The organism is Microbispora rosea (genome assembly GCF_044460045.1).
Taxonomy (GTDB): Bacteria; Actinomycetota; Actinomycetes; order Streptosporangiales; family Streptosporangiaceae; genus Microbispora; species Microbispora rosea.
This window is the reverse complement of record NZ_JBITJO010000004.1, coordinates 764,121-775,442: the sequence shown is the minus strand read 5'-3', so window position 1 is coordinate 775,442 and position 11,322 is coordinate 764,121. Positions and strand designations below refer to the sequence as shown.

The following is an 11,322-nucleotide window of genomic DNA, read 5'->3' as shown; positions in this document are numbered from 1 at the left end:
CAGGCATGGAGCAGGCAGTGCCGATCCCGTACGCGCGGACGCTCGCGGAGGCCCGGCTGTATCTCGCGCTGACCGCGCACGAGGCCGCACACGAGGAGCCGCCGGTCGAGGGGCCCGAGGCGTGGACGGTCCGGTCCGGCGGGGTCGAGGTGCTCGTGCCGTACGCGAGCGAGGTGGAGGCCAGGGACGAGGGGGAGCGGTTCGGCGTCGGCCTGTCCGAGCTGATCGACCCCGGTCAGTGGCGGCTCGCCGGCGCCGCGTACGCGCGCCGCGCGCTCGCCGACGACCTCGAATACGCCGAGGAGCCGGGGGACGAGGGGCTCTTCCAGCGGGTGGTGAGCGGCTGGGAGACGGCCAGGGACGCGCTCGGGGAGGCGCTCAAGTTCATCCCGCCCGGCGAGGACGAGGTGCCCGCCGAGGCGTTCTGGACCGAGGCGGGGCTGGCCGCCCGCGAGGCGGAGCCCGACTGCTTCCTGCGCGACCGGCTGGCCGAGGACATCGCGTTCTACCAGCAGAACCTGGACGACTTCCGCAGCTTCGGCGGCTGACCTACTTGCCGAGCGGCACCGGCACGCGGGCGGCGGCCGGGTCGAGTGCCGGGCCCTCCGGAATGAGATGCAGCAGGTGCGCGGGCACCGGTGTGGCGTCGGAGGCGTCGTAGCCGAGCTTCGGCAGCAGGGCGGCCGAGGCGACGGCGAACCTGCGGCCCTGGTCCGTCACCAGGAAGTAGTTCGTGATCGACCCCAGCTGTCCCTCGCCGGGCAGCAGGCCCGCGACCGCCGCCGACCCCGGCGGGAGCAGCACCTGGTCGAAGGTCTCCTGGCTGCCCGGAGTCCTGGGCGTGGGGATCGTGATCGAGCCGCCGACGGTCAGGGTCGCCCGGGTCGAGCCGCCGCGGGTGCCGGCGTAGACCGCGCACAGCGGCGAGGTGGAGGCGGGGGAGACCACCGTGGGCATCGTCTCGGGCATCCCGCCGCCCAGCACGCTCGGCTGCTTGGAGAGCGAGGCGTTGGCCGTGGCCGCGTCGATCTGGATCGGCTGGCGCGGACGCCTGCCGTACGCCGCCTTGATGGCCGGGTCGGACAGCAGGAGCGTGGCCTGGGTGAGAGAGATCGGCGCGAGGCCGTCGGACAGCAGGACGTACCAGCGGGCGGGGGCGCCCCCGATGCCGGGCACCGTGAAGACCTGCCCGACCGCCGCCGTGACCGCGCCGTCGGGCCCCCGGACCTTCCTGCCCAGATTCGGCACCTTCGGGCCGCTGAAGTCGGGGCCTTCGGGGAGGGCGTTGAGCCAGGTCGCGGGCACCTTCCTGGGCTGGGCGTTCAGGGCGTTCACCGCACTGGAGCTCGCCCGCATCCGCCGGTCGCCCCAGACGACCCACTTCTGCCGGCCGTCGTCCACGACCATGGCGCCGCCGCCGAGTGGCCTGCCGCCGACGTCCAGGCCGCCCACCAGCGTGACGTACGGCCGGGGCGCACCGGTGGCGTCCGGGCCGTCCACCACGCACACCGACCACGGTCCGCGGACCAGTTTGTCCTTGGGCGGCAGCGAGTCGGGCGCGCCGGGGATGCCCACGAGCGGCCCGCGCGGCAGTTCGGCCAGCGAGGCGGCGGAGACGTCGCGCACCGTCACGTCGGCGGTGTCGAGCAGCAGCCGGGCGGAGACGTAGTTCGCCGTGGGGAGCAGCACGCGCTCCTGCTGGCTGTAGACGTAGGTCGCGCCGGTGTCCTGCTCGACGAGGAGCTGGCCGGGCTCGGTGAGCTTGGTCGCGCCGCCCGGCTTGATCACACCCCAGATGCCGAAGACGGCGAGCAGGAGCACCGACAGCAGGATCCCGCAGAACGTGGCGATGGTGTGCCGCCGCATCGGCGACTCCGCGACGTCCGGCTCGCCCTGCAGCAGGGCCTGGCCCAGGCGCTGCTGCATCAGCCGGTATGCCTGGTAGAGGTCCTTTCGGGTCTGCACGTCACCTCTCCGCGTCAAACGGCGTGGAGGCCAGCATATTGATCCTGCGGCATCCCCGTGATCTCCACAGTGTCCCGGCGGTCCCGCGTTGACGAAGGCAGTTGTAACTTATACGGTTACAGCTATCATTGTAACACAAATAGTTACAGCGTTCGGAATCGATGGGAGATCGACATGGATCAGCTCTCGGGCAAGGTCGCGATCGTCACCGGCGGCACCACGGGCATCGGCCTCGCCACCGCCAAGCGCTTCGCGGCCGAGGGCGCACAGGTGTACATCACCGGCCGCCGGAAGCCGGAACTCGACAGCGCCGTCGAGGAGATCGGCTCGAACGTGATCGGGATTCAGGGGGACGTGGCCGACCTCGCCGACCTCGACCGCCTCTACGCGGCCGTCGCCCGGCACGGCCAGCGGATCGACGTGCTGTTCGCCAACGCGGGCGGGGGCGAGTTCGCCCGGTTGGAGGAGGTCACGGAGGAGCACTTCGATCGGACCTTCGCCGTCAACGTCCGCGGGCTGTTCTTCACCGTCCAGAAGGCGCTGCCGCTGCTCGACGAGGGCGCTTCGGTGATCTTGCCGGGGTCCACGGCCGCGACCACCGGAGCCGAGGCGTTCGGTGTGTACAGCGCGACCAAGGCCGCCATCCGGTCCTTCGCCCGCACGTGGGCCAACGAGCTCAAGGGGCGTGGCATTCGGGTCAACGTCATCGTCCCCGGGCCGATCGACACCCCTGGAATCACCGGTCTGGCTCCGGACGAGGAGCGGGCCGGACAGCTCAAGGACGCCCTGACGAGCCAGGTGCCGCTGGGCCGCATGGGGCGGCCGGAGGAGATCGCGAGCGCGGTGCTCTTCCTGGCCTCGGACCAGAGCAGCTTCACCAACGGCGCCGAGCTTTACGCCGACGGCGGCATGAACCAGGTCTGAGCCGGTCTCCCGCTCCTGGCGCGAGCCGGCCGGGCTCCTCCATCCGCCCTCACCCCCCGGGCGGGCTCGGTGCCCGCTGCCTACTCCCTCTGTCGCGCCAGTACGTCCCGCAGCACGTCGGCGATGGTGGTGCCCGCCAATTGCTTCCTCATGGCGTCCTCCAGGCCGTCGTACACCTGCCGCAACGTCGGCTGGATTCCGGAGCCGACCGGACACGACTGGTTCGGCTGCGCGTTGTGCATGCCGAAGAGGCCGCCCTCGTCCAGGGCCTCGTACACGTCCAGCAAGGTGATCGACTCGGGGTCGCGCGTGACGACCCAGCCCGCTCCGGTGCCCCGTCTGGCCTCCACGAGGCCCGCCTTACGCAGGTCGCCCAGGCATCGCCGGATCACGACAGGGTTCGTGTTGACGCTGCCCGCGATGCGTTCGGAGGTGGCCACCTCGTGCCCTTCCCGGCGGTCGAGCACCATCCACGTCAGGACGTGCACCGCGACCGTCAGCCTGCTGTTCGCACTCATCCGCCCGTCCCTCTCCTTGTAACTCGTAAGGTTACATCCCACGGAGATCGAAGCGCTTCGGGCAGCCGTGCAGCGATGGTTCGGTGGCGACGGCCCCGCCCACATGGCTTGCCGCCGGTTATGGCGGATCCGGGGGCTCACGCAGCCGAGCACTATGGTGACGCCATGATGGTTGATCCCCATATCGTCGTCACGTTCTGCCTGGCAGCCCTCGTCGTCTCCCTCGTGCCCGGCCCCGACATGCTGTTCATCGCCGCCACCGGACTGGCATCGGGGCCCCGGGCGGGGGTGCTCGCGGCGGTCGGCATGTCCACGGGATTGGCCGTGCACACGACGCTGGCGGCGCTGGGCCTGGGGGCGCTGCTGAACGCCTTTCCCACGGTCTTTGACGTCATCCGCGTCGCCGGTGCCGCGTACCTGGTCTACCTGGCCGTCACGTCGTTCCTCGCCGCCCGCCGCGACCAGGACGTCCCAGGACAGGAGCCCCGGGCGCCGCTGGGACGCGTGTACGGCAAGGCCGTGCTGACGAACCTCGCCAACCCCAAGGTGATCGCCTTCTACCTGGCGTTCTTCCCGCAGTTCGTCGACCCGGCCCGGGGCAGCGTGACCGCGCAGTTCTTCTTCCTCGGCGCGCTGTTCATCGTCGTGGGCCTGTCGGTCGACGCTTCTGCCGGGTTGCTGGCCGGCCGCCTGGGCGACCTCGTCCGCGGGCGCCCTGCCGTCCAGAGGTGGCTCCACCGGATCTCCGGCACCGTCTTCGCCGCGCTCGCGGTGCGCCTGGCCACGGACGGCCGCTAGCCCGCCTTTCCGGGCGCTAGGAAAAAGGGGAATGGAGTGGCGGAAAAGCCAGATTCTCCCTGCTCTCGATATAGCCGCTCGGCATAAGGGGTTCACACGATTGACAAAGGATTTACGGTGAGGGCGGCCCCTTTGTCGATGAAGGAGTGACTGGATGAGTAACAGCTTGCTCGGCGGCGACCCCGCGGAGATGCAGAGCATGGCCGCGCAGTTCAGCCAGCAGGCGGACCAGGTTCGCACCACTATGGCCAACCTCGACCGCGAGGCGGCCAAGGTCGGCACCGCCTGGACCGGCCCCGGCGCGCAGCGCTTCCACGACGCCTGGCAAAGCTACCGGGCGGCCTTCCAGCGCATGGCGGAAGAACTCAACGAGGCCTCTCGCGTCATCACGACCTACCGCGGCAACATCGAGTCCGCCACCCGCTGACCGCCCGCAGACCGCCGGCCGCCGGACCGCCATGAGTGCCATGGCGTCCGGCGGCCTTCTCATGCGATCGGCGGCTCCACCGGCGGCTCGGTCGAGCGGCCGAGATACGTGACGGGGCCGGGGTCGGGCACCGGGATCTCGTGGAAGCCCAGCCGGTCGTAGAAGGCGCGGGCGCGGGTGTTGACGGTGAGCATGCTCAGGTGCACGGCGGGCACGCCCTTCGCCGCGAGGGCGTGCAGGAAGGCCGTCATCAGGGCGCGGCCGTGCCCGGCGCGCTGGTGGCCGGGGAGCAGGTCGATGTGCAGGTGGGCGGGGTAGGCGGCCAGCTCGGGGAGCACCATCCGCTCGGGGTTGTGCATCAGGGCGATCATCTCCTCCGTGGGCGAGGCCGGAGGGCGCCGCGGCGCGGGATAGCGGCCGGCCAGCGCCGGCAGCCACTCGTCGCGGTACGCCGTGACGAAGGCCGGGGTGTCGGCGGTGCCGACGATGTAGCCGACCGCCCGTTCGCCGTCGTCGGCGACGAAGGCCAGGTCCGGCTCCAGCCGGACGTACGGCGCGGCGAAGATGCTGGGCATCAGATCGAGGTCGGGGTAGAGGTGGCGGGAGTCCTCGCCCGCGTCGGCGGTGCGGACGCAGATGTCGTAGAGGGCGTCCCTGTCGGCGTCCCGGTAGGGCCTGATGCGCACGGTCATGCGGAGCAGGCTGACAGGGTGGGAGCGCTCCCAACAAGCCCCTGCGCTCAATCCGGCACCGCGGCCTGAACCGGCGTCACCGCGCCCGAGACGACCAGCAGGCCCCGCCCGGGAGGCCCGCCCACCGCGCCGCGCGGCAGCCGTACGGCGAACAGGTCCCCGTCGGCGGGGCTCTGCACGTTGAGCAGCAGGCCGGTCCTGCCCTTGCGGGCCTCGGCCGCGAATCCCCGGTAGGCGGTCGCCAGGTCGCCGGTGGCCCCCGCGACGAGCAGGCCGTGCTCGCCGTCCCGCCCGGTGCGCAGGATCTCGTCCAGGGCCAGGCCGAGCGCGGAGTCGGGGGAGATGAGCTCCGCGTCGTCCACGGCCACCACGTAGCGCTCGTGCCCGACGACCAGAGCGAGCGGGTCGAGCGCGCCCGGCAGGCCGCCGAAGTCGTCCGCGCCGCCTCCGGTCACGCTTCTGGCGTTGCCGTCGAGCACGGCCAGCACCCCCGGCGCCCCGGCGAGGTCGCGCAGCGGGCTGCGGCGCGGGGTCACGACGAGCACGGGCGTTCCCCGGTCGAGCAGCGAGCGCGCCGCCGTGACCAGCGCGGACGACCGTCCCGAGCGCGGCGGCCCGGCGATGACGGCGGCCGGCCCCTGGCCCTGCAGGTCCACGCCCATCGGGACGAGGGCGTCGCCGCCCGCGCCGAGCAGCGCCCACAAGGCCGACGGCGGCTCGTGCGACGGCGCCAGGCCGAGCGCCTGGCTCGCCGTGATCCGCATCGGCAGCGCGTCCACCCGCAGCGGCGGCTCCGACGGCCAGGCCCACGTTCCGGGAGTGTCCGTGCCGCCGAACCGCGCCGCCGCCGTACGGGCGAGCTCCTGCAGGACGGCCACCTGCGCCGGGCCGGAGGGGTCGTCGCACAGCAGCGCGATCTGGCTCTCCGCCAGGCCGTGCTCGCCGACGGCCAGGGCCCGGCCCGGGGGCATGACGCTCGGCAGGTCGCGCATCGGCAGCCCGGCGAGCCCGTAGTCGGCGGGATCGGCGAGCCGCAGCACGAGCCGGTCCTCGAAGACGGTGGAGATCTGCCCGAGCAGGCCCGACCGGTCGGAGGTGACGACGGCCCGCAGCCCCACGGCCGGACCCTCCCGCAGCAGTTGCAGCAGGGCGTCGACCAGCCGTCCGTAGTCGTAGTTCTCGAACGCGGCGACGTACCCCTCCCAGCGGTCCACGAGCAGCACCAGCCAGGGCAGCGCGCCCACGCCCGCCCGGTCGCGGGCGGCCCGGGACCTGGCGGCGGTGCGTGCCTCGGCCAGCGAGGCGTACCCGGCCTCGGCCAGCAGGTGCTGGCGGCGCCCGACCTCCGCGCGCAGCCGGGTCAGCAGACGCTCCACCCGGTCGAGCTGGTCGCGGGTGACGACCGCCCCGCAGTGCGGCAGCGCGACCAGCGGCAGCAGCGCGCCCGACCCGCAGTCGACGGCGTGGACGTGCACGTCCTCGGGGGAGGCGCCGGCCGCGATCGAGCCCGCGATCGTCCGCAGCGCGCTGGACCGTCCGCTGCGCGCGCCGCCCGCGATCAGTAGGTGGCCGCCGTGCCGCATGTCCAGCGCGAGCGGACGCCGGCCCTGCTCCCACGGCAGGTCCGTCACGCCGAACGGCAGCGGCGGCACCTCCTCGGCCCCCGGCCGGTACGGCGCGGGGCCCGCGAGCAGGCCGCCGGAGGTGCCCGCGGCCCCGGCGTCGAGGACGACCTGGCCGGGCAGCGGGGGCAGCCACGGGCTCGGCTGCCGGGGCATCTCGCTCCCGGCCTCGCGCAGCGCGTCCACGAGCAGGGCCAGGTCGGTGCCGCTCGCCGCCTGGGCGGGCGGGAGGGGCAGCGGGTGGCCGAGCGCCTGCCAGGGCAGGTCGAGCACCCGGAGATCGTCCCCCGCGTCGGCCGCTACCGCGGACCGCGGATGAGGGGTGCGGCCGCCGATCCTGGCTGTCTGCACGGCCACGGGCGCCCCGGAGCCGGCCCGCACATAGCAGCGTCCGGGCGTCGTCCGCGAGATGTGGGCGGCGTCCGGCACGTCGATGACGTCGGTGGACTCGCCGGCGTCGGTCACCCGCAGCGCGATCCTGAGCGAGGTGTTGGCCTGGATGTCGGCGGTCACCACGCCGCCGGGCCGCTGGGTGGCGAGGATCAGGTGGATGCCGAGCGAGCGGCCCCTGCGCGCGATGTCGACCAGTCCCTCGACGAAGTCGGGCAGCTCCGCGACCAGGGCGGCGAACTCGTCGATGATCAGCACGAGCCGGGGCAGCGGCGGCAGGTCCCTCTTGCTTCCGGCGGTCTCCGGCACCGGGGCGGCGAAGATGCCGCCGCCGCGCGCCCGCCGGACGCCGCCCGCGCCGAGCACCCAGGTGGCGCCCCGCGCCCGCTGGTAGTCCTCGATGTCCTTGGCCCCCGCGTCCAGCAGCAGGCGTTCCCTGCGCCGGATCTCGGCGGCCAGCGACGACAGGGCCCGCTGGGTCAGGTGGCCGTCGAGGTCGCTCACCATGCCGACCGTGTGCGGGAGCCGTACGCACTCCTTGAAGGCCGCGCCGCCCTTGTAGTCGATGAGCACGAACGTCATCTCGTCGGGCCGGTTGGCCACCGCCAGCGAGCAGATCAGCGTCTGAAGCAGCTCCGACTTGCCCGCGCCGGTCGTGCCCGCGACCAGGGCGTGCGGCCCGTCCCTGCTCAGATCGACCTCGAACGGGCCCTCCGGTCCGACGCCGATCAGGGCCCGGGTCGTACGGCCCTGCCGCTCGGCGAGCGCGGCGGGGTCGAGGGACACCTCCAGCAGGTCGAGCAGGCGGACCGCGTCGGGCAGGGCGGCCGAGGGATCGTCGCGGCTCACGTCGCGCAGCGGGGCCAGCGCGCGGGCCAGGCGTTCGGCCCATAACGGCGAGACCCGGTCGGCGCGGATGCCGGTGATCGGGTCGAGCCCGCCGCCGTGGAGGCGCACCCCGCCCTCGCGGTCGCAGGACACGACGGTGGCGCACTCCTCGGGCAGCAGTCGCTCGTCGTCGTCGATGGCGATCGTGTAGACCCCCGCGCGCGGGCCCTGCCGCAGCACCTGCGGCATGCCGGGCAGGCCGCGCAGCACCTGCGCGCCGTCGAGCACGACGAGCACGTCGAACGGCCGCTCGTCGTAGGTCGCGAAGGCCGGCTCGGGGGGCCTTTTGCCGCTCGCGCCCCCCAGGTCCTCCCAGCCGGCCGGGCCGCCGGACAGGCGGGCGCCGCGCGGCACCCCCGGGTAGGGCCCGGAGCCGTTCTCGGCGTCGAGCCGTTCGGTCACCAGGGCGGCGAGTTCGGCGACCCGGCGGGCGGCGGCCTCGGGGTCGGCGCCGACGAGCGCGGCGCAGTCGGACGACAGGGCGCCGCCGCGGGCGGCGGCGTCGGGCGCGCAGTGCGGCAGCCAGCGCACCCAGCCCCACTGCCCGGCGCCGTCGGCGTTGGCCGACAGCACCACGACGGCCAGGTCACGCGGGCTGTGCAGGGCGGCGGCCTGGCCGACGAGCCAGCGCGCGCAGCCGAGCGCCACGTCTCTGGGACCGGTGAGCCCGGCCACGCCGAGACGGCGCATGACCAGCGCGACGGGGACGTCGTGGCAGGTGGGCGGCTCACGGCGGGGCCCGTCCTGGGGCGTACCGCTCTCGGGCTCGAACTCCAGGTCGGCGGGCAGGTCGGACAGCCCCACGCGCAGCCGCAGCGCGTCGCGGTCGTGCACGCGGCGCTCCCAGAGGCGGCGGCGCGGCCCGGTCGCGGTGAGCAGCACCTCGGCCGGGTCGGGCGCGCCGCCGCGCCTGGCCTCCTCGTCCTGCCGCACCGCGCGGGCCACCTCCTCCTCGAAGGCGGCCATCCGCTCGCGGTAGGCCTTCACCGCCCGGCGATGCTTCTTCCTGCCGTGCCTGCGGTCGCTCACCCACTGGCCGATCATGATCAGCGGCGTCATGAACGCGATCAGCAGGTAGTACCACGTGTGGGTGACGGCGGCCATGACCACGCCGAGCACGGCGGGCAGCAGCGCGGCCAGCAACTGCAGCCGCATCCCCTCGCCCCGTTTCGGCTCGGCGGGCACGGTGAAGCGCCGCTGCCGCTCGGGCCGCTGGAGGCGGGGCGGCCGGTTGTAGGCGAGCCCGCCGTCCGGCAGCGCGTCGAGGTGGGCGTCCGGCGGCAGGACCGGCCCCAGGGCGAACACCGAGCCGCCGCAGGCGAGCATGCCCCCGGGAGGCCACGCCACCGCCTCCGTGAGCGGCTCGCCCTCAAGCCGGGCCACCGGGTCGCCCCCGGAGACGGCGGGCTCCACGGTGGCCGTTCCCGGGGCCAGCCGCACCACCAGGGCGACCGGCGGCATCCCCGGGTCGGGTACGGAGATCGCGCAGGCGGGGTCGGCGCCGATCGTGTGGGCGCCGAGCCCGATCCGGTGGACGGTCCCCGCTCCCGGACCGCCCACGACCCGCAGCTCCGCCGGCCCGCCGGGCTCCTCGGTCACCGTCGCCGCGGCGGCGTGGCCGTCCACGGCCACCAGGTCGCCATCCCTGAGCAGGCCGAACACGGGCGCGTCCGGGTCGACGGGCCGGCCGTCGACCCACAGCTTCACCTCGCCGGACGGCCGGGTCTGCCGGTCACCCCGGTCCAGGTCGTAGGGCGCGCGGGCGTGCGGGAGCCGTACGACGTTGGCCGGTCGGGCGGCGGCGCCGCCGAGCGCTGTCGCGAGGCCGGCGACCGTCGTGCTCTCGTCGCCCTCGACCAGCACGTCGCGGCGACCGTCCTCGCTGACCACGGTGAGCGTTATCCGCATGCGCGAACTCCCAGAAGGCGGTTGTGCGGCGGCCTCGCGGAAAGCGTTTCATCCCGGGGCGTCCCCGTGAAGATCTCCGGGTGCGCGGGCCCGGCGGCCTGCGGGAACACGGTAGCCGTGCCGTCCGCGCGCATCCGGGCGTTTCCCCGAATAGGTAAAGGTGCCTGTCATCGCGCCCTTCGTACGACGCCGTCGTGACATGCCTCCCGCATATGCCTGCCGCCCGTGGAGTGCGAACAGTGTGAATGGTGTGACAACCGGTAAAGAAGTGCAAACGTACTATCACGAAATATCACGCCAGTAAAGCCTTGTGTCGATATGACGATAGATCCACTCCCGTTGACAGGCGTATTCCTAACGGATAAGCATGGGTCGCCGCATCAGGCCACTTATGGCGGCGCAAGCTGGCCATAATGGAGTGAATTCGCAACAAACGGCAAGACCATAAACACATTCGAGCGGCCCGAAAACAGAAGGGCGCTCTCATCCCTGGGAGTCCCCCACCCATGAGGATCAGCGAGAAGACGTCGCAGGACGGCCGGGCGCCCGCGCGGCCGGGCCTGTCCGGGCCGGCGGCACGCAAGCTGCCCGTTCCGCCGAGGGAGCGCAAGCCCGCGCTCGCCGCGCTCGCCGTCCTCCTCATCCTGGGCGGCGCGCTGGCCACCACGCTGCTGGTCATGCGCAGCGGCGACCGCGTCTCGGCCGTGCAGATCACCCAGCAGGTGGGGGCCGGGCAGCTCATCCCGCTGTCCGCGATGCGGGAGGTGCAGATCGCCGACACCGGCGTCGACTACGTCCCCTGGCGGTTCAGGGAGCAGGTGGCGACGACGTACGCCCGGGTGACGCTGCTGCCGGGCACGCTGCTCACCGAGCCGATGACCGCCAAGACGACCGACCAGGTCGGGCCGGGCAAGGCCAAGGTGGGCCTGTCGCTCAAGGCCGGTCAGATGCCTGCCGACCTCAAATGGAGCGACATCGTCCAGGTGATCTACGTGCCGGCGGCCGGCCGGGGGTCGGGCACCGCCCAGCAGAAGGTGCTGGCGACCGCCGCCCGCGTCGAGAGCGCGTCCTCGGGACGGTCCGGGGGCGGGCTGGTCACGGTCGTCGTCGACACGTCGATCGCGCCTGCCATCGCCCAGTACGCCTCCAGCGGGGAGATCGCCCTCGTCACGCTCCCGGGGGTCAAGTGA

The 11,322-nt window shown here is 73.4% G+C and carries 9 protein-coding genes; 5 read left to right on the top strand and 4 right to left on the bottom strand.

What is annotated here, in order from left to right; genetic code table 11:
* Positions 1-5 precede the first annotated feature (5 nt).
* Positions 6-548 carry a hypothetical protein gene (locus tag ACIBK1_RS20835; RefSeq protein ID WP_030508531.1) on the top strand — a complete coding sequence of 181 codons (543 nt, stop codon included), beginning with the start codon at positions 6-8 and terminating at the stop codon, positions 546-548.
* Position 549: 1 nt separating this feature from the next.
* Here ACIBK1_RS20835 and eccB read toward each other — a convergent pair whose 3' ends face one another.
* Entirely contained in the window at positions 550-1,965 is a 1,416-nt protein-coding gene (eccB, locus tag ACIBK1_RS20830; RefSeq protein ID WP_030508532.1) for a type VII secretion protein EccB, read from the bottom strand.
* Positions 1,966-2,139: 174 nt separating this feature from the next.
* Here eccB and ACIBK1_RS20825 point away from each other — a divergent pair, with 174 nt between their 5' ends.
* Complete coding sequence (locus ACIBK1_RS20825) at positions 2,140-2,889, top strand: SDR family oxidoreductase (protein WP_396736996.1); 750 nt, start codon at positions 2,140-2,142, stop codon at positions 2,887-2,889.
* Positions 2,890-2,969: 80 nt separating this feature from the next.
* Here the strand turns inward: ACIBK1_RS20825 and ACIBK1_RS20820 are convergent, their stop codons facing one another.
* Positions 2,970-3,407 carry an Rrf2 family transcriptional regulator gene (locus tag ACIBK1_RS20820; RefSeq protein ID WP_030508534.1) on the bottom strand — a complete coding sequence of 146 codons (438 nt, stop codon included), beginning with the start codon at positions 3,405-3,407 and terminating at the stop codon, positions 2,970-2,972.
* Positions 3,408-3,572: 165 nt separating this feature from the next.
* Between ACIBK1_RS20820 and ACIBK1_RS20815 the strand changes: the two genes are divergently transcribed.
* Positions 3,573-4,205, top strand: a complete 633-nt coding sequence (locus tag ACIBK1_RS20815) for a LysE family translocator (RefSeq protein WP_231513914.1) — start codon at positions 3,573-3,575, stop codon at positions 4,203-4,205.
* A gap of 154 nt (positions 4,206-4,359) precedes the next feature.
* Entirely contained in the window at positions 4,360-4,632 is a 273-nt protein-coding gene (locus ACIBK1_RS20810; RefSeq protein ID WP_030508536.1) for a WXG100 family type VII secretion target, read from the top strand.
* 59 nt (positions 4,633-4,691) lie between these two features.
* Here the strand turns inward: ACIBK1_RS20810 and ACIBK1_RS20805 are convergent, their stop codons facing one another.
* The gene (locus tag ACIBK1_RS20805; protein WP_357316037.1) at positions 4,692-5,324 is read right to left on the bottom strand and encodes a GNAT family N-acetyltransferase; all 633 of its coding nucleotides are present in this window, start codon (positions 5,322-5,324) and stop codon (positions 4,692-4,694) included.
* A 47-nt stretch (positions 5,325-5,371) separates the two neighbouring features.
* Complete coding sequence (locus ACIBK1_RS20800) at positions 5,372-10,132, bottom strand: FtsK/SpoIIIE domain-containing protein (protein WP_396736992.1); 4,761 nt, start codon at positions 10,130-10,132, stop codon at positions 5,372-5,374.
* Positions 10,133-10,638: 506 nt separating this feature from the next.
* On the opposite strand from ACIBK1_RS20800, the gene ACIBK1_RS20795 reads away from it, so the two are divergent.
* Positions 10,639-11,322, top strand: coding sequence for a hypothetical protein (locus ACIBK1_RS20795; protein WP_030508539.1), 684 nt, complete (start codon positions 10,639-10,641; stop codon positions 11,320-11,322).

Excerpts from the sequence above, each read along its gene's own strand:
- ACIBK1_RS20795 (WP_030508539.1), top strand. The coding sequence starts at position 10,639 with ATGAGGATCAGCGAGAAGACGTCGCAGGACGGCCGGGCGCCCGCGCGG.
- ACIBK1_RS20820 (WP_030508534.1), bottom strand. The coding sequence starts at position 3,407 with ATGAGTGCGAACAGCAGGCTGACGGTCGCGGTGCACGTCCTGACGTGG.
- ACIBK1_RS20800 (WP_396736992.1), bottom strand. The coding sequence starts at position 10,132 with ATGCGGATAACGCTCACCGTGGTCAGCGAGGACGGTCGCCGCGACGTG.
- ACIBK1_RS20835 (WP_030508531.1), top strand. The coding sequence starts at position 6 with ATGGAGCAGGCAGTGCCGATCCCGTACGCGCGGACGCTCGCGGAGGCC.
- ACIBK1_RS20815 (WP_231513914.1), top strand. The coding sequence starts at position 3,573 with ATGATGGTTGATCCCCATATCGTCGTCACGTTCTGCCTGGCAGCCCTC.
- ACIBK1_RS20810 (WP_030508536.1), top strand. The coding sequence starts at position 4,360 with ATGAGTAACAGCTTGCTCGGCGGCGACCCCGCGGAGATGCAGAGCATG.
- ACIBK1_RS20805 (WP_357316037.1), bottom strand. The coding sequence starts at position 5,324 with ATGACCGTGCGCATCAGGCCCTACCGGGACGCCGACAGGGACGCCCTC.
- ACIBK1_RS20825 (WP_396736996.1), top strand. The coding sequence starts at position 2,140 with ATGGATCAGCTCTCGGGCAAGGTCGCGATCGTCACCGGCGGCACCACG.